The sequence below is a fragment of the Roseibium salinum genome, from assembly GCF_026240905.1.
GTDB classification, from domain to species: Bacteria; Pseudomonadota; Alphaproteobacteria; order Rhizobiales; family Stappiaceae; genus Roseibium; species Roseibium salinum.
In genome coordinates this window covers 470,606-491,719 of record NZ_JAPEVI010000003.1, presented here as the reverse complement: position 1 = coordinate 491,719, position 21,114 = coordinate 470,606, and the positions used below count along the sequence as shown (strand labels likewise).

Here is a 21,114-nt window from a genome sequence, read left to right as displayed (position 1 = left end):
AGACAGGCACTGTATGGCAAGCAAGAGTTCCGCCCCTCTCGACGATCTGATGATGGCGATGGACGTGGTGGACACGTTGCGCCACGAAGAAGGACAGGTCGCCAGCGAGCTCCGGGCGGACGAGCGGGACGCTGCCATGATCGAGCGGCTGCGGGAGGTCTACAGGGCCCAGGGGATCGAGGTTCCCGACCACATCCTGAAGGCCGGCGTCGAGGACCTCAAGCGCGACCGTTTCGTCTATGCGCCGCCGCCCGCCGGGTTCAAGCGCACGCTGGCCATGGTCTATATCTCCCGCGGCACGTGGTCCAAATGGCTCGCCGCCGCCGCCGCCGTGCTGGTGGTTGCCCTGGGGGCCTGGTATTTCCTGGTGAAACTGCCCGCGGACCGCGCGGAAGCGCAGCTGACCGCGCGCCTGGAGGCCCTTCCGGCCACCTATTCCGAACTGGTCGGGCGTGTCGACACGCTGACGGAAAACGCGGAGGTAGAGGCCCAGGCCGCCCGCATTGCCAAGGACGGCCGGTTTGCCCTGTCCGACGGCAACAATGACGCCGCCTTCGAGGCGGAGGCGGATCTGCGCCAGCTGGTCGCCCGGCTTCAGGAGGTCTTCGAGGTGCGCATCGTCGCGCGCGAAGGCGTGCCGACGGGCATCTCCCGGATCCCGGACGCCAACCCGGAAACCGAGAACTACTACATCGTAGTGGAGGCCATCGACCCGGATGGCAACGTCCTGAAGCGCAACATCGTTTCGGAAGAAGACAACAGCACCCGGACCGTCGACATATGGGCACAGCGCGTTTCCGAGGTCATCTACAATGCGGTGCGCCGCGACAAGATGGAGGACGGCATCGTCCAGACGGGCGTCCTCGGCCGCAAGCGGAGCGGCGAGCTGAACATCAAGTGGCGCGGCGGCGTGCAGGACGGAGCGATTACGACATGGTGACAGGTGACCTGCGTTTCCCCGTGGAGGCCGCCAGATGCTGACCGGCCGCCAGACCCTGGGCACGATCGAACAGTCGCTGGAGGATCTGCGGCGCGAGGAGGCCGAGCTCTCCAAGCGCATCGAACGCTCCACCCGCGCCCTCACCGACCTGCAGGAGCGGCAGAGCGAAGCCTATCGGGATCTCGCCCGCTTCCGGCTCGATTCCGACGCCGCCGGCACGCTGAACACCCGCCTCGACAGCGCGGCGCGCGAGGCAAGGCGGCTTCTGGACAAGCGCAGCGCCGACTACAAGGTCCTCACCGAACAGCTGCGCCAGTGCGAGAGCGAGCGCTTTCAGCTGCAGAAGAAGCGCACGGAACTGGACAGCGCCCGCAACGCTGCCGAGACCCGGATGGACGAGCTGATGGAGGCCGTCGACGCCCGGCTCGAGGAGGACGCGGCCTATCTGGCCCAGCGCAAGGCGACGCAGGAGGCCGAGGCAACGGCGGAAGCCGCCGCCACCAAGGCCGGGATCGCCGAGGAGGACCGCCGGCAGAAGGGCAAGGCCTATGACGCCGACCCGCTGTTCGTCTATCTGTGGCAGCGCGGTTTCGGAACGCCGGACTACCGGCGCCGCGGCCTTGTCCGCTCGCTCGACCGCTGGGTCGCCGGCCTGATCGGCTATCATGATGCGCGGGCGAACTACGCCATGCTCACCGGCATTCCCGAACGCATGGCCAGGCACGCGGAACACTGCGCCGAAGTCGCCCGCCAGGAGCAGGAAAAGCTCGCCAGGATCAGCCGCGACGCCATGACCGACGCCGCCGGCAGCGACCTCGTCGGCTCCATCGAGACCATGAGCGAGGAGATCGACCGGATCGACGGCGAACTGGACACGCTCGACCGGCGCATCGAGACGCTCTCCACCGCCCTTGCCGAGTTCTCCAGCGGCGAGGACGCCGATTTCCAGAAGGCGGAGGAGCATCTGTCCGTTTCCCTGCAGGCCGACGACCTGAAGGAGCTGTGGCGCGAGGCACGCGAATCTCCCTCCCCGGAAGACGAAAAGATCGTCCAGCGCATCGAGGACCTGCGCGAGCGCATCGATCAGGTAGCGCGGGAAATCCGCCAGGACCGCGAATTGCAGCGCGACATCGGCCGCCGGCGCGGCGAACTGGCAGACGTCATCAAGCGCTTCCGCGCCAAGGGCTACGGCAGCTGGGAATCCACCTTCTCCGACGACAACCTCACCACGGTTCTCCTCGGCGAACTGGTGAAGGGCGCCATCACCGGGGCCGATTACTGGGCCCGGGCCGAGCGCTCGCACAAACGGCGCAAGCCGCGCGGCCGCCGGGTGGCCTTTCCGGGCGGCACCGGCCTGCCCAAATCCATGGGCGGCTTCGGCGGCGGCGGCTTCAAGGGCGGCGGCAGCTTCGGCGGCGGCGGTTTCAAGAGCGGCGGCAGCTTCGGCGGCGGTGGTTTCAAGACGGGCAGCAAGTTCTGAGCACTCCCGGAGGGCCGTGAATAGTGGATGACGCGTCTCCCGGTCGAAGTGACGCGCGGCCACCCCCGCCCGTCACCCTGAGGCGCCGCTCCATCCGAAACCCTCATGCTGAGGAGGGCCGTCAGGCCCGTCTCGAAGCATGGGCGGCACATTCCCGGGCAAGCGGCGCATCCTTCGAGACGCGAGCAGGCTCGCTCCTCAGGATGAGGACGTGCCTGCAGACAGGCTTGCAAGGAATAGCGACTGTTCCTCGTTCCGGGATCTCCGCCTCTCCACCCCACTCCCTCATGCTGAGGAGGGCCATAAGGCCCGTCTCGAAGCATGGGCGGCATACGCCCGGGCAAGCGGCGCATCCTTCGAGACGCGAGCGAGCTCGCTCCTCAGGATGAGGACGTGCCTGCAGACAGGCTTGCAAGGAATAGCGACTGTTCCTCGTTCCGGGACCTCCGCCTCTCCAACCCACTCCCCTCATGCTGAGGAGGGCCGTCAGGCCCGTCTCGAAGCATGGGCGGCACATTCCCGGGCAAGGAGCGCATCCTTCGAGACGCGAGCAGGCTCGCTCCTCAGGATGAGGACTCAGAACGAGGACGGGCTTGTGCATTAGCCCGGAAAGCTCGCCGCCACCTCTCGTTCAACAACTACTGACTTGCCACACCCGCCCGTCATCCTGGACAAGTGCAGCGTCAGCTGCGCGCAGATCCGGGATCCCGACATCAGCGCGAGCGCCAGCGAGCCCTTCTTTTCCTCGCACAAGGCGGCTTCAGCCACTCTGCCGGGTGAGGCTCCGCTCGGGCGCCAATCACCGCCTTTTTCCCAACAAAAGGCTTCGTTAAGAGTGTTTTGGCACGCTGAGGCGGAAAAAAGCTGCGCTCACGTGCAGTTTTGTTGTGCCGGATCGGAACGTGTTCTAGACCGGATCTTTGATTGCTCTTTAAACCTCGGAACAGCCGATGCGACAGATACTTTTGATCAGCCTTTGCGCCCTTGCCCTCGCGGCCTGCCAGAGCGGCCCGTCCCGCCAGGCTGCGCTTCCGAACCAGCCGCAGCTGGATGTTCCCGCCGGCGCCCAGACCGTTACCGTTGCCGCCTCTCCGGAGGCCGTGCGCGCCGCGCTGGTTGCCGGTGCCCAGCAGCAGGGCACGACGGTTCTGCAGAACCAGCCGAACATGGTTGTCCTGGAGCGGCCGATGCCCGGCGAGAACCCGGCGCTCGACGCCGAGTTCGGCCCCTCCGACAACGGCCAGCGCGTCATCCGCATCCGTGTCCGCTTTACCGGCGCGCCCTGCCGCACCCTGGCGGTGCAGGACCTGGCGGTGATCAACAACGTGCGCACCGCCCTGGAACAGAGCTTCGTGCTGCCGGGCAATCCGAACACCATGCAGAGCCTGCAGGGCCTGAAATCCCGCGCCGAACGCGGCAGCCCCTGCCCGCCGGCCGTTTCCTGACCGCCCGGGCCGCGGATTAATCCGGAACGAGCGGCGCGTGCCCGCTCATTCCGGCACCGCCTCCGGAGCGAACTGCGCCAGGAACTCCGCGCTCGGCGGGATCGGCGTGATGATGTCGATCAGGACGCCGTTCGGGTCGCGGGTGATGAAATGCCGCTGGCCGAAGGCCTCGTCCCGCAGGGCCAGCATGATCGGCAGGCCCTTGCCGCGCGCGCGCTCATAGACCGCGTCGACATCCTCCACCTCGAAATTGAGGATCAGCCCGCCCGCCCCGGCGCCGCGTGCCTCCGCCGGAATGGTGTCGTGGCTCCGGTCGAGCACCGCCAGGTTGACGCTCTCGTCTTCCGCCGACTGGAGATGCACGTACCAGTCGGCCTGAAACAGCGGCCTGAAGGAGAAGTTCTCCTGGTAGAAGCGCGCCGTCCCGGCCACGTCCGACGTCATCAGGACCGGATAATACTGGGTGCATTTCATCGCTTGTCTCCACAACTCTTGAGTATCCCTGCCCTTCGCCGGCCCGGATGCGCCGGGGGCCCGTGAGCCCGCCAAACAGCCCCACCGACAACCCCGCCCCCCAGGGCCCTTTTCATGCACGGCGAAAAGACATACAGTCTGCATGTATCTTACAATTAACATACAGGCTGCATGTATGCAAGAAGCAGGATCCCGCCGCACCCAGGCCGAGCGCCGCGCCGAAACCCGCAAGGCGCTGCTGGACGCCGCCCGCGAACTGATCGTCGAAAAGGGCTATGCGGAAACCGGCACGCCGGAGATCGTGGCAAAGGCGGAGGTCACCCGGGGCGCGCTCTATCACCACTTCGCCGACAAGGCGGACCTGATGCGCGCGCTGGTGCGCCGGGAGGCGGCCGCCATTGCGCGGGAGATCGACGCCGGCACGTCGCCCGGCCAGCCGCCCCTGGAGGCGCTGATGGCGGGCGCAAACGCCTATTTCTCGGCCATGGCCGTGCCCGGACGGGCGAGGATCATGCTGCTGGAGGGCCCGGCGGTGCTGGGGCTTGCAGAGATGGCGGATATCGACCGCGACACCGGCGGCGCGACGCTGCTGGAGGGCCTGCGCCATGCCGCAAGCCACGGCGCGCTTCAGGATGTGCCGCTCGCCCCCCTCGCCGCCCTGCTCTCCGCCGCCTTCGACCGGGCGGCGCTTGCCATTGCCGGCGGCGAGGACCGGCAGCCTTACGAGACAGCGACGCGGCAACTGCTGGCCGGGGTGCTGAAATCCTGACGGCAAGCGCCTGGCCCCTCACGGACACTCCGGAAAATATCCATGGCGCCTTTTCTTGGCCTTTGCTGCACTCCACGGGCAAGACAAACCCGATGTCATTGCGTTTTCTTGCAAATTCCATCCGCAGACAGAGTAATTCCCGCCCGGGCCCCAAATTGCCGGGCGAAAATGACATGAAATGATCACATATGAGGCCGCAACCATTTATCCGGGGGTGCGTTTCTCCGCCGACTATCAATCTCGGCATCCTGCCGTGTTGGCAGCGAATAGCCTGGCTGAAGACAGCCTCGCTAGAGAAGGAGGAAGCATCATGCGTAACGACTTCAAGAAGGCCGCCCTTGCGGGCGTGGCGATCCTGACACTTGGCGCCGGAACGGCCCTCGCGGACGTCGCGGCAACGGCCACCACCGACCTCAACATCCGCAGCGGCCCGGGTCCGCAGTATCCGGCTGTCGGCGTCATCGATGCCGGCGCACAGGCCACCCTTCAGGGCTGCGTCCAGGGCAGCAAGTGGTGCCAGGTCACCTATAACGGCACCACCGGCTTTTCCTATTCGGACTATCTGGCGGGAAGCTTCTCCGGTGAACAGGTCGTCGTGACCAACCGCATCGAGACCGAAGCCGTGCCGGTCGTCGAATATGAAGGCGGCGGCGAAGGCACCGTTGTCGGCGCGGCCGGCGGCGCGGTTGCCGGCGCCCTGATCGGCGGTCCCGTCGGCGCAGCCGTGGGCGGCGTTGCCGGTGCCACGGCAGGCGCGGTGGCAACACCGCCGGACGAGGTCCGGACCTATGTGATGGAAAACCGGGTCGAGCCCGTCTACCTGGAAGGTGAAGTGGTCGTCGGCGCCGGCGTCCCCGAACCCGTCCAGCTGCAGCCGGTGCCGGATCACCCCTACAGATACGGCTACGTGAACGGCCAGCCGGTCCTGGTGGATCCGAACACCCGTCAGATCATCTACGTCTATCGCTGATAAGCGATCCTGACTGACGGATGACGAAACAGGACAGCGGGAGCCGATGCCCCCGCTGTTTTTTTGTTTGGGGATACTTCTGGTTTTCTCGACCAACCGCTGAAGGGCACCGTTCCAAGCCGAGTAGATGCGTTCGGTAGGTGCCGGCCCGTTGCGTCCATGAGCGGACTCTGGATCAATAACCGCTTTGCGCCCGCAAATCGGTCTTCCAACGGTACTTGTTCCGATCCTAGTAGCAGTCGTTCGTTTCGCTGCGCATATAGACTTGAGAAGGAGGGGGCAGAGGCTGCCTGTATATTTGTTTGAATGCCATTTTCGGCCAGAAAGCGGATATTAGCGATTGGCTGGGCAGCTGGTTGTGCTTCAGGAAATTGAGTGAACTCTGGGCGGCATCTACAGCTACGTCGCTGTTTTTGTGTTAGAGAAAGCCCTACGAGAGCAACCGAGACCTGTAATGCAATTCATTCCAGAAGGCCCTAACATACCTGAAACATTGTTGAATGCTCACGCAGACGGCACCGTGGTTTTTTTCTGTGGGGCTGGCGTGTCCCTCGACGCAGGATACCCGCTCTTTGGAGGATTAGTTGAGGAGCTCAATAACAGAAACCCAACTACCTCCACGCCGGAACTTAGCGAAGCTATCGCAGAGAGTGAGTATGACTTTGCATTGTCGATCATTCAGAAGAAACTGGCAAAAAACGCAATTAAACTGAGGCGTGATACCGCGGACATCTTATCTCGTAGACCGAAAACACTAAAAAATCACAAGTCCATTCTTCGCCTTTCACGTTTAAGAGACGGCACTTGCCGCCTTATAACAACCAATTTTGATAGGCTTTTCGTAAAAGCGGCTAAGAGGACTACATCGATTAATATTGATAGCGCGCCTAAACTCCCCATTCCCAAATTCGATAGATGGAACAGTGTTTTGCATCTGCATGGGCTTTTGCCAGCTAAGCCCGACGATTTAGAACTAGGTAATCTAATCCTCACGTCCGCTGATTTTGGAGAAGCTTACCTCACTGATAGTTATTGCAGTCGATTTGTTGTTGAGCTCTTAAGAAATTTCACCGTCGTCTTCATTGGATACAGTTTGAACGATCGGGTGATGAGGTATTTGCTCGATGCAATCTCATATTCCGAGAAGTTTTTTGACGATACAAAAGATCATACTCAATTCAAGAAACCGTATGCGTTTGTTGAGCACAATGAGAACAATAAGGAAGATGAGTTTAGACGTTGGGATTTAAAAGAAGTAACACCGATACCATACTTTGTAGAAGAAAAGCTTCGACGTAATCGAGGTAGCCACTATAGGCTCTATGACACCCTCAACGCTTGGGCCGATTTAGCGTCCGGTGGACAAAATGCTCGTGTGACGCTCGCGCTAAATGAAGCAACAAAACCATTTTTGTCCGAAGACACGTTCGGTCAAGAACGTTTGCTGTGGGCGCTTCGCGATGAGGATGGCAAAGCAGCTGAAGCGCTCGCTTCTGTGGAAACGAGAGACCAGACAGCTTCAGTCGACTGGCTCCAATTCTTCGCGAAAAATGGCCTTCTTGATCAAGTCTACTCGCCTGAGGAATTTCAGTTACTCACGGCGCGACGTCAACGAGATGCAGCTAAGGGCCTAGAACAAAGTTACTTGGGATCAGTGACAAACGGGAGGGGCACCTCTCACCTAAAGCCCGTATCTGCGAGTCTGGTCAAATGGATGCAATGGCACCTTGACACGGTGGAACTGGTAGACTGGATACTTGAAAATGGAGCCGTGCCGCATCCTGGATTTTCATGGGAATATGGCCGCCCGCAAAACAAAGTACTGCGTCCTGCTCTTTCCCCTGAGCAAAAAAGACTTTGGGGAATACTGACCAGCGACGCATATGCGCAAACCCAATTGCCTACAAATCATTGGTTCGATTTGCGCGAGAATTTAGACCTAAGAAATCCCTCTGATGCATTAGAATTTCTGTCACATGTTGCACCCAAATTGATCATAAGACCCTCTACTTATAGGAAGTTCGAGGAGCATACTGAGTCCCTATTTGGGCAGTTCACATTTGAGCTGAAGCTTCGCAATCCGGAAATAGATTTTCAAGTTGACCAGATTGTCGCCACTCCTGCACGTCAGCATGGCCTCGAGAACCTTTGCGAACAACTTAGTCAACTGGTGTTGACTGGTCTAGAATGGCTCTCACTTGTAGACAAAGCAAGCAGTGAGAATGACCTAACAGGTTATTCGATACCATCCATTTCACCACACAGTCAGAATCAGTTTGTCGATGAGTTCGGTCAATTGGTCTTCTTGCTGCGGACAGCGTTTGATCGCAGGCTCGCATCCGACGTGGACAGTGCTGTATCTATCGCAGTCTACTGGGCTCAACAGAAATACCCATTGTTCAAGAGGCTATTCCTATATGCGGCCAACAAAAGTGGGTCCTCGCTTGATCGTTGGGCGCTTAATGTGTTGATTGAGGACGACGCAAAATGGCTATGGGCGCTTGATACTACCCACGAAGTAAAGGTCTACTTACGTGAACGCGTAAAGCATTGGCAAAACAAAGAAGTCTCACGCCTTTGCAGAGCCATCATCAAAGGTCCAAATCGAAAACAGTATCGCCACATGCCTAACCGAGAGTGGCGAGAACTTAGGGACCATATGATCATCATGTATCTGAGCAAACTGGAGCAAGGCAATGTGACGCTTCCTCCAGCGGTCGCCGATCGATTTTCAGCGCTGAAGCATAAGTGTCCATATACTCCTCCAGCAGACCAGAGTGACGAATTCTTAGTTTTTTCTGAGCCTTCCAGAGACCTAGATTGGGGCACAAGAACCGAACAATCGAAACTGATTGAGTTCGCGCAGATCACCCCTGCCAAACGTGTCCAACAGTGGACATCGGATCAGTCGCGTATTCTTCGTGAGCTGGCCGAAAGTGATCCGAAAGGAGCATTGGAAACCCTCGAAGAAGGGATCGAACAAAACTTAGAAGATGAGGAGTTTTGGAGCGAAGGCATCTCAGGATTAACCCACGCGATAGAACTGGCAATACTGAGTTCCGATGAAGGTTCCGAAAATGGCTGACGGAAAAGCACCAAACACCAGTCTGCCGCCAGACTATCTGGACCGACTGCTCAAAATATTGGCTAACTTACCCAAAAGAAGCCTTCAGAGCAGGAAGGTAATCAATACAATTGTTGAATTCTTAAGAAAGGTGCAAGGTACAGCACTTGCCAAGAAACAATACGTCGAAATCTGGGATCAAATCTGGGCAGCCAGCACTAGCTCCCCTTCAGAAGATCGCGAAATAAGTGATCCGGTCGGCTACGCGATTAATGATCCTGCAGGCAAGCTCACCGAAGATCTTCTTAAGTACCTCTGGCCCAAAGACGCGAAAGTGAACGGTGGAATTTCATCTGACCTCGCCAATCGCCTCAAAAAAATCGTCCAGAGAACCGATCATAGTGCAATTGACGCGTCTTCGGTGATCGTAGCATCCAGAGCGGAGGTTTTGCACGCAGTTGCACCAGAATTTACCAAGCAAGATATTCTGCCACTTTTCCGTTGGGATACTAACCCAAGCGCAGCAGCGTATTGGAGTGCATTTCTTTGGCCTGCGCGTATCAGCCCTGATTTGTTTAAGCTTCTTGAAGCAGATTGCCTAACCGCTCTGCGAAGACCCGATCAGTTCGAAGAACGCACCTACGAACATCTCTGTCAGCTTTTCCTTCTTGCAAGCATGGAGTTCAAAGCAGTTGACGAGAAAATCGTTCGAGAAATTCTTGATGAGATCGGGACAAAAGGACTGGAGTATATGTCGAGTTTCCTGCGGCATAGAATGCTCAATTCTAAAGAGGATGCCGCTAGCTATTGGATACAAACCATTAAGCCGTGGATTGAATTACATTGGCCTCGTGACGAAGCGAGACAAAGCAGTCACACGAGGGCGGATTTCGCGATGGTTGCAACGTATAGCAACGAATGCTTTCCAAGGGCACTACATTGGCTCGAGAACAATGGACTATTGGGAGAAACTCCCTCAGCTTCAACCATTCTATATTCTCTAAAAGATCGGGGCGGGAAGACGCACAAGGACTTCAAAGACAGCGCGATGCTACCGGAACGGTTCCCCGAGGAAGTCTTGCATCTGCTTTGGATTACGCGGCCATTCCAATGGGAGCACGGACAAGCGAGAGAAATACTTGATCGGATACTATCGTGTAAGCCTGAACTGGAAAAATCTATTGAATATCAGGATATTGCGGAAATGACATCGTGATGGAGTTCGCTAGATTCTGCCGTCGTTGTTGAGTAGACTTCGTTCGGCGCAGCTTTCGAACCAGTTTGTCTGCTTCAGCAAAAACCCGCCAATCCCTTCCGACCCCACTTTAGCCGGCCAATTCGCAGAGAACGAGCATTCCCTGGCCCCTACCCACCCACCGCCCTTGTCCCACTCCAAGCCTCCGCTCCACTTCCCACAAACGCCCACCGCGCCTGAAGCGCCGCGATTTTCTGTTCCACTCTGACCAGCGGCAATCTTGTGCCGCAGTGCGGGCTGAACCCAGCGAGTTCGAGCCGTGGGCGTGGAAGCGGGTTGCGGCGCAACTGATGGAGCGTCGTCCTTCGCCCTTGACTTGGCCGGACAGTCCACAAACGGCCAATTTGCCCCCCACGGACACCCAATGGTACACTTGCCATGCCTCCCGAAGACGCCCCATGTAGGCCAGACCGCAACGGCGAGGATGTATCCTCCCCTGGGCCCTGACGTCCGGATCACTGCCTCGAATGCTGCTTCGGGTTGACAGAGCAAGCATCAAGGTGAGGTTTGTGCCATGTCAGTCGGAATATTCGGCCGCGTTGAACGGTCCCCGAAAAATCCCGGGCTCTTCAGGATGCCTGACAGCCCGGGGCATTTCTTTGCCCGGCAGGGGGCGGGCAAGGGCGGAACGACCCGGCGGTTCGGCCGCAAGAACCTGATTGCCTTCCTGATGATCCTGATCGAGGAATGGCATCGCAAGCATCCGGATTTTCCGGTGCCGCTCGGCGACCTTGCCGAAGAAGACGGCAGCCACCAGAAGGATCACGCCACCCACGACGACGGGTTCGCCGTCGACATCTTCAACCTGCATCTGCTTCCGGGCAAGCACAAGGGCCCGCCCTACAGGCTGTCGGGCCACCAGAACCCGTTCTACGGCCGGGACAAGACCATCGAACTTGCCAGGGACATCGCTGCGAAGAAGCCGATCTTCTCCATGATTGCGGTCTATCACAACGATCCCGAACTACGCGACGAGGTGAACACGCAATTCCCGCTGCGTCCGCCCATAACGCACTTCGCCAAGCACGAGGACCACATACATGTGTCCTTGCACGATAACACCAGCCTGACGCCAGAGCAGATCGACAGCATTCTCGGCCTCAACAAGCTTGCAAAGCTGGTGGACAAGGCGCTCGACGAGTTGCTTGCGACGGGACAGATGCTGGTGTTCGGCGCACACGGAACCCTCGTGACGGCCCTGCAGACCGTCCTGAACGCGGCCGGGACCGCGCAGGGAACCACGCTGCCCCCGCTTCAGCCCGACGGTGCCTTCGGGCCGAAAACCAAGGGCCGGGTGCAGGAATTCCAGTCGCAGAACAAACTTGCCTCGGACGGGATCGTCGGACCGAAAACCAAGCAGGCACTGGCGAGCAACGTCTGACGCGCACGGCCGCCAACGCGATGTTCGGTGTCACCGGCCGCTGCCGGTTCCCTCCCGCCGGTGCGGCCCGATGCCGTCCGGTTACTGCGCCGTCCAGCCGCCGTCCACCGGAATCGTCGCCCCGGTCAGGTTATGCGCCTTAATGTTGCACAGCCACAGGGCCAGTTCGCCGATTTCCGAGGGGTCGGAGGTGCGGCGGGTGGGCTGTTTTTCGGCCAGGAGGTCGGCGATGGCCTTGTCCCGGTCGCCGCCGAACTCTGCTGCACGCGCCTCGACCTGGGGCGCGATAAGCGCCGTTTCCGTCCAGCCCGGCGCGATGCAGTTGACCGTGACGCCGCCGGAGGCCTTGCTGCCGGCGGCCGCATATTCCAGGGCGGCCACCTTGCTCATGCCGACGACGCCGAACTTTGACGCCACGTAGGGCGCCTTGTTGACCGACGCCACCAGCCCGTGCACCGAGGCGATGTTGATGACGCGGCCGTAGCCGCGCTCGGCCATCGCCGGCAGGGCCAGGCGCATGGTGTGGAAGACGCCCGAGAGGTTGACGGAGATGATCGCGTCCCAGGTCGCCGCATCCGCCTCCGCCAGGCTGGCCGTCTTCTGGATGCCGGCATTGTTGACCAGGATGTCGGCCGCGCCCCAGTCGGCAACAGTGGCCATCATCGCCTCGATGGCGGCAACGTCGCGCATGTCGGCATCGAAGAACCTGGCCTCCGGCGCACCGGCTTCCCGCATCGCGGCCACCGCCGCCTCAGCCTCGTCCGCCGTTGCCAGCCCGTGAACCGCAATGCGCGCGCCCGCGCCCGCCAGCGACCTTGCAACCGCCAGGCCGATGCCCTGCACCGATCCCGTGACCAGCGCCGTCTTTCCGCTCAAATCGCTCATGCCGTTTCCTCCGTGTTGATCATTGCGCCAGGGTCCACACCCTAAGTTCCGTCTTCAGGATCTTGCCATAGTTGTTCTTCGGCAGGGCCGGAACGAAGCGGTAGGCCTTGGGCCGCTTGAACCGCGCGATCCGGTTAAGGCACAGCGCGTCGAGCTCGGACGCTTCGGCCTTTTGCCCCGCGTGGCAGGCGACGAAGGCCACCACCACCTCTCCCCATTCGGGATCCGGCCTGCCGATCACCGCCACCTCGTGGACGGCCGGGTGGGTCAGCAGCACCTCTTCCACCTCGCGCGGGTAGATGTTGGTGCCGCCGGAGATGATGACGTCCCGGGAGCGGTCCTGCAGGGTGACGTAGCCGTCCGCGTCCATCCGGCCGAGGTCGCCGGTCCACAGCCAGCCGTCGCGGATGGTCCTGGCGGTCGCCTCCGGGTTCTCCCAGTAGCCCTTCATCACCGTCTCGCCGCGCACGGCGATTTCGCCCACCTCGCCGCGCGGCAGCTCCCGGCCGGCCTCGTCGAGCACGGCGACCCGGACGACCGACTGCGCGGTGCCGACGGAATTCAGCCGCTCGCGCCAGCGCGGGTGCTCCCGGTCGCTGACCTCGTGGCGCTGCAGGGCGGTGATGCCCATCGGGCATTCCCCCTGGCCGTAGATCTGGACGAAGCGTGCGCCCATCACCTCCACCGCCTCCAGGATGTCCGCCTCGTACATGGGCCCGCCCGCATAGACGATGGTGCGAAGCCCCCTGCCCGTCGTGCCGGCCGCCTTGGCCGCATCGACCAGCCGGCGCACCATGGTCGGCGCCGCGAACATGGACACCGAGCCGATGAGCGGCGCGATCTGCAGGATCTCGCCGGCCTCGAAGCCGCCGCTCTGCGGCACCACATGGCGAGCGCCCTTCATCACATGCATGAAATTGTAGAGCCCGGCGCCATGGCTCATCGGCGCGGCGTAAAGGATGGCGTCCTGCGGGCGCACGTCATCGACATCGACGAAATAGCTGAGCGCCATGGAGGTGAGATTGCCGCATGTCAGCATCACGCCCTTGGGCCTGCCCGTCGTGCCGGAGGTGTAGAACAGCCAGGCGAGGTCCTCCGGCTCCAGCGGCACCGGCTCGTCCAGCGGCGCGCCCGAGCGCATGGCATCGAAGTCTGAGCCCTGAAGGGAGACGATGGTGACGGTTTCCGGCACATGCGGCGTCAGCGCGGCGGCGGACTTGTCGTCGGCAAAAACGAAGCGCACCCCGGCATGGCCGATCATCCAGGCCGCTTCCCTCTCGTGCAGCTTGGCGTTGATCGGCACGGCGGCCGCGCCCGCCCACCAGATGCCGTAGAGCGCTTCGAGATACTCCGTCCGGTTCGACGCGAACAGCGCCACGCGGTCGCCTTTGGCCGTGCCGCGGGCGGCAAGCGCCGCGCCGATCGCACCGACGCTCCTGGCGAATTCCCCATAGGTCGCCCTGCGCTCGGTGCCTTCCAGCAGCGCCGCATCGCCTGGATGGCGGATCGCCGTCCGCCGCAGCCATTCAGCCGGGTTCATGTCATCCTCCCCAATGTTCCCCCTGGCCCAATGCGGGCCCGATGCGCGCTTCCGGCAGGGCGCCCTCACACCGCTGAAGAAGCCCCACCCAGAGCCTCATCCTGAGGAGCGAGCCCCGCTCGCGTCTCGAAGGATGGCCCGCAGCCCCGGGCACCCTGCGACGAACAACCTGAATGCCCTCCCGGCATGCGGTTGCGGGTGTCCCGTCAAGCGCTCGGAACCATCCGCTTTTTCTGTTCATCGTCAATGAAAGCGGTTCGGTCCGGCGGCGTCATTGATACTATCGCGGCAGGCGGGGGGATATTCCGTCGATATACGTAATGGAGTGACGATGGAGGACCTGGCAGTCCTTGCCTTTGACAACGCGCCGGTGGGGCTGGTTTTCTCCGAAAACCGCATCATCCGGCGCTGCAATCCGCGGATTGCCGAGATGTTCGGTTACCCGCTGGACGAGCTGCGGGACGCCTCCCTTTCCGTTCTCTATCCCTCGTCGGACGAGTTCGTGCGCATCGGCCAGGCCGGCGCGGAAAGGATGGCCGGCAGCGGCCGCTACCGGGACGAGCGCATCATGCGCCGCCGCTGCGGCGAGCTGTTCTGGTGCCGCGTCCGCGGCCAGTCCCTCGACCCGGCGGCGCCGTTCGCCCGTGCCGTCTGGTCCTTCGCCGACATCTCCGAGGACCGCCCGATCGCCGAAATGAGCCGGCGCGAGCGGCAGGTCGCCAGGCTGCTGGCGGAAGGCCACACCTCCAAGGAAATCGCCCGCGCCCTGGAAATCTCCCCGCGCACCGTCGAGGTCCACCGCGCCCGGCTGATGAAGAAATTCAGCGCCCGCAACAGCCTGGAGCTGATTGCCCATATTGCCGGCATCCCCTTGTGACGCCTCGGCCCTGACAACGCCGCCGCCTCACGATGAGGTCTTTTCCTGCCCGGGACCGCGCTCGGCGCCGGTGCGCCTTGCCGGCCCGCCCGTGGCCTGACCGGTCCGTGCCATCGTGCCGAAGTTGAACCAGGCGCCCAGGCGCCGGACAAGGCGCGGCGGGCCGTCGACGGTCAGGCGGCCGGTCTCCATGGCGGCACCGAGCGCAAGGTCGCCGCGATAGATGTGGATGAGATCCGGCAGGCTGGCGGCGAGATAAAGATCCGGCGCTCCGCCCGGATCCGACACGCACAGTTCCAGCGTTTTCCGTTCGCAGACGAACCAGTAGAACCGCTTGTTTTCCGGCTGGTCGGTGACGGCAAGCCGGAGGACGGTCCGCCCTGTGCCGAAAGCGGCCGGGTCAACGGAATATTCCAGTCCCCAGATCAGCAGGCCGAGATCGATTTCGCCCTCCTCCAGATCGCGGCGCGTCCAACGCTGGCCCCAGACCGCCAGCGCCCCGACCAGGGGCAGGAACTCCGCGCCCGCATCCGTCAGGTAGTAGGTCCAGCTCTTTCCGCTGGCGCTGCGCCGGCGCTCGACCAGCCCCTCGTCCTCCAGCTGGCGCAGCCGCCGGGCGAGCAGGGTTGCCGACATGTGCGGCACGCCGCGATGGATGTCGTTGAAGCGGCAGGCCCCGGCGCCGAGATTGCGAAGCACCAGCGCGGTCCAGCGTTCGCAGAAGATTTCCGCGGCCTTGGCGATCGGACAGAACTGGCCGTAGCTCTTCATCGGACCCTCCGTCAGTCTCGACCAGCATAGCAGCGACGCCGGGCGGAAAATACTCCAGATCGTGGAGTATCGCGCAAGCCGGGCCATGAAACACAATGGCCGGGACAACGGCGCGAGGAGGACGTCATGAACACCATCGTCACCGACAACCCCGCAGCGACCATGTGGGGCAGCACCGGCAAGGCCTATGACGGGATATCCTTCGGCCTCTCCGACACCATTTCCCACGCCGTGCAGATGCTCTGGCCAAGGCCCGGGGAACGGATCCTCGACATCGGCACGGGCACCGGCTGGGCGGCGCGCCTTGCGGCCGGACGCGGCGCCTCCGTGACCGGCATCGACATCGCCCCCGGCATGATTGCGGCGGCAAAGGCCCTTACGCAGCATCAGGACCCGCGCCCGCAGTTTCTGCCGGCCCCTGCCGAAGCCCTGCCCTTTGAGGAGAAGTCCTTCGACGGCATCATCTCGACCTACGGCGTCATCTTCTCCGATGACCCGGCCGCGGCCGCAAGGGAGATGGCGCGCGTGCTGAAGCCCGGCGGCCGCTTTGCGCTGGCCACCTGGGCGGATGAAACGGAGGGCTACATTGCCGGCTTCTTCAACCTCATCGCCGCCTTCTCCGACGCCCCGCGCCCGGCTTCCTCCCCCTTCGACTGGGGACGGCCGGACTGGCTGCAACAGATGTTCGCGGACGACTTCCGGATCGGCTGGCGAAGACAGACCACCACTTTCTACGCCCCGGATCCGGCCGCCGTCTGGCACGAATACCTCCGGGGCTTCGGCCCTGTCGCCGCCACCCACGCCGCCCTGCCCGACGCGCGGCGCGCGGAGTTCCGCGAGGCCTTCGAGGCGCTGCACCGAAAATACGAGACGGAAGTCGGGCTGGTCATTCCCCGGCAGGCACTGCTGGTGCGCGGGAAGCGGGTTTGAGGCGGCTCAATCGGGATGAATGTCCCGCGGCGTACAGCCGCTTTCCAGCACCACCGCGATCCAGTTCACATTTGCCTTGAGCCCGAACCCGTCGAGCCATGCCTGTTGCAGCCTGTAGGCGGGCAGTTCCTGGGCCCCGGGGCAATACCAGTGCCCCGCCGCGGCCTGCCTGTGATGGACCAGTTCGTGCAGCAGCACGCTGACGTCCACCGGGTTGCGCGGGCTCCACGGGCGCACCAGCCAGATGGTCTTGCGGTCCGCGTCGTAATATCCGCGCGGATTGCTGTCGTGAGCGACCCGCACCGCGTCCGCTGGAAACAGGAACGGGCCCGCATCCATCCAGCGGATCGCCGCCGCCTCCTCGCGTCGCGGCAATGACGTGTTGTCGTCCAGCCAGTCCTGGAGATGGCCGACAAGGCCGGGCATGTCGCCGGCGTCCTGCAGGGCCGCAGGTTCGGCCGGCTGGGCGGCAGCCGGAGCCAGGACTGCAAGAAGGCAAAGCTGGAGGGTGCACGCCAGACGCAGTCCGGCGAGGTGTCCGAGTGCCATGACGGCCTCCGCTGATTTTGGAATTTGCTGAGGGAATGCTACGATCGTCGTGCAACAGACACAAAAGGTGAAAATTCACCTCCTGCTGAAGGGAATTCACTTCCTATGGGCCGCAGGTTTCCACCGTTTGCGGCGGTTCGTGCCTTCGAGGCGGCCGCGCGTCACAAGAGCTTCAAGAAGGCTGCGGACGAGTTGTGCCTGTCGCCTTCGGCTGTCAGCCATCAGATCCGGGCGCTGGAGGAATATCTCGACACGGCGCTGTTTGAGCGCAAGGGCAACGGGATGGACCTGACGCTGACGGGCCGCGGTTATGCGGGCAAGCTGACGCATCTTCTCAACAGTTTCGAGGAAACGACCCGCGCCGTTCAGGAGGCGGGCCAACGGCCGTTCCGGGTTCTGTGCACGCCGGGCTTTGCGGCGCGCTGGCTTGTGCCGAGACTGGACCGGCTGAGCTTCGGCGACCGGGTGCGCCTGCGCGTCTCCTCCGGCGCACCGTCGGTGGATTTTTCCGTCAACGACAGCGATCTGGTCATTCAGTGGAGCGACGATCCGGTGCCGGGCGTGAGGAGCGAACGGCTGATGTCGTCGCACCGCTATCCGGTTGTCAGCCCGGACCTGCTGGCGCGCGAGAATATCCGCAAGCCCGACGACCTGCTTCGCCTCCGGCTGATGCACGACGAAACGGGGGACGCCTGGGAGGAATGGTTCACGGCCGCCGGCCTGGCACCACCCGAGATGCCTCGCGGACCGGTCTTCCCGAATTGCGAACTGGCGACCACCGCGGCGGAGAAGAGCCAGGGCGTGTCGCTGGCTTATGACGCGATGGTGCGCGGCACGGTGGCGTCGGGACGGCTGGTCCGACTGTTCGACACGGTGACGATGCCGATCGTCATATACTCCGTGGCCTATACCGAGGCGCGTGCCGCCGACCCGATGGTCCGGGCCTTTCGTGACTGGATATTCGCAGAGGTCCAGCGGGACGGGATGATCCGGTCCGGGATGGCGGCAACGGGCTGAGACGGCAGTTTTCCGGGCGGCGGATCAGGGCGCGGCCATGGCCTCGACGGTCCTGAAAATCTGCGTTCGAAGCCATTTGTGAACCGGGGACCGGTCGTGCCGGCGATGCCAGTAGAGGCGCAGTTTCTGCGGCGGGATGTCGACCGGAGGGCGGTATATCGCCAAGCCGAGAGCGGACGCCGTATCTTCCGCCAATTGTCGGGGCAGCGCGGCTACCAGCCGGCTCTTTGAAACGGCAACGGCCACAGCGTGGAAATGCGGCAACGCCAGAACGACACGCCGGCTGCGGCCGACACCCGCCAGCGCCGTATCGACAACGCCATTCAGGCTGCCGTCCACCGAGCGCAGGGCGTGCGAGAGCTCGCAATAAAGATCGAGCGGCAGAGCACTTCCCGGCATAATCCCGCAATCCCTGATCCGGAGATGATCTTCGGCCGCCACGATCCGGAATTCCGACTGCATGAGCGCCGCGCTCGATACCCAGTCGGCATCCATCGGCATGTCGCGTTCAAGTGCCATGTCGACCGTACTGTCCCGCAGGAGCGTTTCCACCTCGCCCGTCGCTCCCTCGATCATGCGCAGCGTAACCCCCGGAGACGTCCGGGCAACCTGCAGATGGAGCTTCGGCAGGATGAGCGTCGCAAAGAAATCCGCTCCGCACAGCGTGAAAACCCGCTCCAGCTCTTCGGGCCGGAACGGCTCCTCGTCCATGATGGCGCCTTCGATCTCCTGAAGCGCCTTCTGTATCGTCGTCGCCAGAGCCTCGGCGCGCGGCGTCGGCACCATGTCGTTGCCGCGCCGAACGAACAGCTCGTCGGCGAAATGGTGTCTCAGCCGCGACAGGGCATTGCTGACCGCGGGCTGGCTCAGGCCGATCATCTCGCCCGCGCGCGTCGCGCTGCGTTCGCGCATCAGCGCATCGAAGACACGCAGCAGATTCAGATCGAAACTCGCGAAATTCATTCCAGTGATTGACCCGATACAAATTTGAAATTCGGCGCGGCGGACAAGACAAAGTATGAATTGGTCATGGGCTGAATAACAAGACCCCTGCAAACAGCATCGGGACCGCAGGTCCTCCCGTGCTTTCGGCCGCCTGATTGGAAGGAAACGACGATGACCGCTTCGAGATCGGCCTTCACCCTCGCCGTCCTGATTGCCGTTTTCGGCATGGGCTGGGGAATTGCCATGGCGATCAGCCACGATCATTCCACCGCCCCGGCCCACGCCCACCTGAACCTGCTCGGGTGGGTCTCGCTGTTCGTGATGGGGCTGTTCTACCGGCAGCACCCCAACCTTGACCGCAACCGCCTCGCCATCGTCCAGGTGGCCGTCTGGGCCCTGGCCTCGATCACGCTGGCCGCCGGCATCGGTCTTATCTACGCAGTCACTCCTGAGGCGGAACCTCTGGCGGCCATCAGTTCGATTGTCCTGCTTGCCGACATGCTGCTCTTTGCATGGCTGGTCATCCGCAGCAGGGACAACCGGCCGGCGCTGAACGAGACGCCCCACGAGGCCATTCTGCACGGGGCCGAGTGATTTCGTCGTCGAGGCGTGAGGTCCGCCGGCCACGACCGGCGATGCGGACGCGGGACCGCGGCATTACAGCCAGCCGCGGTGCTTGAAGTAGAGGTAGGGCAGGATCGCCGCCGAGATCATCAGCCCGATCGCGAACGGATAGCCGAAAAGCCAGGAAAGTTCCGGCATGTGGTCGAAGTTCATGCCGTAGATCGAGGCGATCAGCGTCGGCGGCAGGAAGACGACGGCGACCACGGAGAAGATCTTGATCGTGGCGTTCTGCTCGATATTGATCATGCCGAGGCTCGCCTCGAGCATGAAGGTGATCTTCTGCGACAGGAATCCGGAATGGTCGGTGAGCGAGCGGGCATCCCCGGAAAGGGTGCGTATGCGCTCGCGCAGGTTCGGAGAGCAGTCCCGTTCCAACGCTACATGACCAAGGAAACCCGCCAGCCGCTCGAGCGTCGCGAGGCTGTCGCGGATGTTGGAGTTCAGGTCGCCCTTGCGGCCGATCTCCTCAAGAACGTCCTGAAAATCCCTTGGCGCCGCCTTCCTTTCCGCCTTGCGGAAGATCAGCGCCGAAATGGCGTCGACGTCGCGCCCCGCCCTTTCCAGCACGTCTGCCAGCCTGTCGATGATCGCCTCGAGAAGTCCGACCAGAACCGTCTCCGCATCGGGCAGCTTCATGGCCGTCCTCTGTGCCTGGGTCGGAAAGGTCGTGAAGGCGCGCGGGTCATGGTACCGCACCGTGATCAGTTGCTTGCCGGACAGGATGAACGAGACGGGCGCCATCTCGGGGTCGTCATCGTCGGTCTGCGCCGGCAGGATCGCCGTCATGAAGGCGGCGCCGTTTTCCCGGTAGAGACGCGAGGAAATCTCGATTTCCTCCATGTCGGCCCGGTCCGGAATGGTGATACCCAGGCACTCGCCAAGCGGTGCTACCTCCTCCGGACCGGGATCCTGCAGGTCGATCCAGACGGCGTTCAGGTCGGGACTGGACGTGTTTTCATCGGAGACAAGGCGGCTTTCGGCGATGCTGTAGGTCTTGATCATGGGCGTTCCTCCGCGCGGGGACAGGGGCTGTGGGTATCGCCATGAACAGTCGCAAAAGTTGGGCGACGCCATCAACCGGATTCATTCCGGCCGCGACGCCGACCCGTTGTCTGGCCCATGTGTTGCTTGAATTTCGGGACGACGGCCCGCCGCGCGCGGTGTGCGGACGGTCCAGCGTACGGATCCACAATGCGTG

Annotated in this window: 19 protein-coding genes; 12 read left to right on the top strand and 7 right to left on the bottom strand. The window is 62.4% G+C overall.

Features of this window, described 5'->3' with window-relative positions:
* Positions 1-13: 13 nt before the first annotated feature.
* The 3 genes from ON753_RS06730 (at position 14) to ON753_RS06720 (ending at position 3,865) form a co-directional block, all read left to right on the top strand.
* Positions 14-940, top strand: a complete 927-nt coding sequence (locus ON753_RS06730; protein WP_265961804.1) for a DUF6384 family protein — start codon at positions 14-16, stop codon at positions 938-940.
* 34 nt (positions 941-974) lie between these two features.
* Positions 975-2,420: a coiled-coil domain-containing protein gene (locus ON753_RS06725; RefSeq protein WP_265961803.1), complete on the top strand. Its 1,446-nt coding sequence runs from the start codon at positions 975-977 to the stop codon at positions 2,418-2,420.
* Positions 2,421-3,370: 950 nt separating this feature from the next.
* The gene (locus ON753_RS06720; protein WP_265961802.1) at positions 3,371-3,865 is read left to right on the top strand and encodes a hypothetical protein; all 495 of its coding nucleotides are present in this window, start codon (positions 3,371-3,373) and stop codon (positions 3,863-3,865) included.
* 45 nt (positions 3,866-3,910) lie between these two features.
* Here the strand turns inward: ON753_RS06720 and ON753_RS06715 are convergent, their stop codons facing one another.
* Positions 3,911-4,339, bottom strand: coding sequence for a VOC family protein (locus ON753_RS06715; protein WP_265961801.1), 429 nt, complete (start codon positions 4,337-4,339; stop codon positions 3,911-3,913).
* 175 nt (positions 4,340-4,514) lie between these two features.
* Between ON753_RS06715 and ON753_RS06710 the strand changes: the two genes are divergently transcribed.
* From ON753_RS06710 to ON753_RS06690, 5 genes are all read left to right on the top strand, one after another.
* A complete protein-coding gene (locus tag ON753_RS06710) occupies positions 4,515-5,108 on the top strand; it encodes a TetR/AcrR family transcriptional regulator (RefSeq protein WP_265961800.1) in 594 nt (197 codons plus the stop codon).
* Positions 5,109-5,418: 310 nt separating this feature from the next.
* Positions 5,419-6,078, top strand: coding sequence for a DUF1236 domain-containing protein (locus ON753_RS06705; RefSeq protein ID WP_265961799.1), 660 nt, complete (start codon positions 5,419-5,421; stop codon positions 6,076-6,078).
* Positions 6,079-6,532: 454 nt separating this feature from the next.
* Positions 6,533-9,163: an SIR2 family protein gene (locus ON753_RS06700; RefSeq protein ID WP_265961798.1), complete on the top strand. Its 2,631-nt coding sequence runs from the start codon at positions 6,533-6,535 to the stop codon at positions 9,161-9,163.
* Complete coding sequence (locus ON753_RS06695; RefSeq protein ID WP_265961797.1) at positions 9,141-10,358, top strand: hypothetical protein; 1,218 nt, start codon at positions 9,141-9,143, stop codon at positions 10,356-10,358. The genes ON753_RS06700 and ON753_RS06695 overlap by 23 nt, the downstream gene beginning before the upstream one ends.
* A gap of 613 nt (positions 10,359-10,971) precedes the next feature.
* Positions 10,972-11,778: a peptidoglycan-binding domain-containing protein gene (locus ON753_RS06690; RefSeq protein ID WP_265961796.1), complete on the top strand. Its 807-nt coding sequence runs from the start codon at positions 10,972-10,974 to the stop codon at positions 11,776-11,778.
* An 81-nt stretch (positions 11,779-11,859) separates the two neighbouring features.
* On the opposite strand, the gene ON753_RS06685 is transcribed toward ON753_RS06690, so the two are convergent.
* Together ON753_RS06685 and ON753_RS06680 are read right to left on the bottom strand one after the other, a co-directional pair.
* A complete protein-coding gene (locus ON753_RS06685) occupies positions 11,860-12,663 on the bottom strand; it encodes a 3-hydroxybutyrate dehydrogenase (protein ID WP_265961795.1) in 804 nt (267 codons plus the stop codon).
* A gap of 19 nt (positions 12,664-12,682) precedes the next feature.
* Positions 12,683-14,203 carry an AMP-binding protein gene (locus ON753_RS06680; protein ID WP_265961794.1) on the bottom strand — a complete coding sequence of 507 codons (1,521 nt, stop codon included), beginning with the start codon at positions 14,201-14,203 and terminating at the stop codon, positions 12,683-12,685.
* A 331-nt stretch (positions 14,204-14,534) separates the two neighbouring features.
* Between ON753_RS06680 and ON753_RS06675 the strand changes: the two genes are divergently transcribed.
* Entirely contained in the window at positions 14,535-15,080 is a 546-nt protein-coding gene (locus tag ON753_RS06675; RefSeq protein WP_265961793.1) for a LuxR C-terminal-related transcriptional regulator, read from the top strand.
* A 27-nt stretch (positions 15,081-15,107) separates the two neighbouring features.
* On the opposite strand, the gene ON753_RS06670 is transcribed toward ON753_RS06675, so the two are convergent.
* Positions 15,108-15,851, bottom strand: a complete 744-nt coding sequence (locus ON753_RS06670) for a winged helix-turn-helix transcriptional regulator (RefSeq protein WP_265961792.1) — start codon at positions 15,849-15,851, stop codon at positions 15,108-15,110.
* Between the two features lie 126 nt (positions 15,852-15,977).
* Between ON753_RS06670 and ON753_RS06665 the strand changes: the two genes are divergently transcribed.
* Positions 15,978-16,781: a class I SAM-dependent methyltransferase gene (locus ON753_RS06665; protein ID WP_265961791.1), complete on the top strand. Its 804-nt coding sequence runs from the start codon at positions 15,978-15,980 to the stop codon at positions 16,779-16,781.
* A gap of 6 nt (positions 16,782-16,787) precedes the next feature.
* Here ON753_RS06665 and ON753_RS06660 read toward each other — a convergent pair whose 3' ends face one another.
* On the bottom strand, positions 16,788-17,330 hold the full coding sequence (locus ON753_RS06660) for a DUF6647 family protein (protein WP_265961790.1): 543 nt from the start codon (positions 17,328-17,330) through the stop codon (positions 16,788-16,790).
* Between the two features lie 105 nt (positions 17,331-17,435).
* Here ON753_RS06660 and ON753_RS06655 point away from each other — a divergent pair, with 105 nt between their 5' ends.
* A complete protein-coding gene (locus tag ON753_RS06655; RefSeq protein ID WP_265961789.1) occupies positions 17,436-18,347 on the top strand; it encodes a LysR substrate-binding domain-containing protein in 912 nt (303 codons plus the stop codon).
* Between the two features lie 24 nt (positions 18,348-18,371).
* On the opposite strand, the gene ON753_RS06650 is transcribed toward ON753_RS06655, so the two are convergent.
* Positions 18,372-19,310, bottom strand: coding sequence for a LysR family transcriptional regulator (locus tag ON753_RS06650; protein ID WP_265961788.1), 939 nt, complete (start codon positions 19,308-19,310; stop codon positions 18,372-18,374).
* 153 nt (positions 19,311-19,463) lie between these two features.
* On the opposite strand from ON753_RS06650, the gene ON753_RS06645 reads away from it, so the two are divergent.
* Positions 19,464-19,886: a hypothetical protein gene (locus ON753_RS06645; RefSeq protein ID WP_265961787.1), complete on the top strand. Its 423-nt coding sequence runs from the start codon at positions 19,464-19,466 to the stop codon at positions 19,884-19,886.
* A 63-nt stretch (positions 19,887-19,949) separates the two neighbouring features.
* On the opposite strand, the gene corA is transcribed toward ON753_RS06645, so the two are convergent.
* The gene (corA, locus tag ON753_RS06640; protein WP_265961786.1) at positions 19,950-20,918 is read right to left on the bottom strand and encodes a magnesium/cobalt transporter CorA; all 969 of its coding nucleotides are present in this window, start codon (positions 20,916-20,918) and stop codon (positions 19,950-19,952) included.
* Between the last annotated feature and the right edge of the window lie 196 nt (positions 20,919-21,114).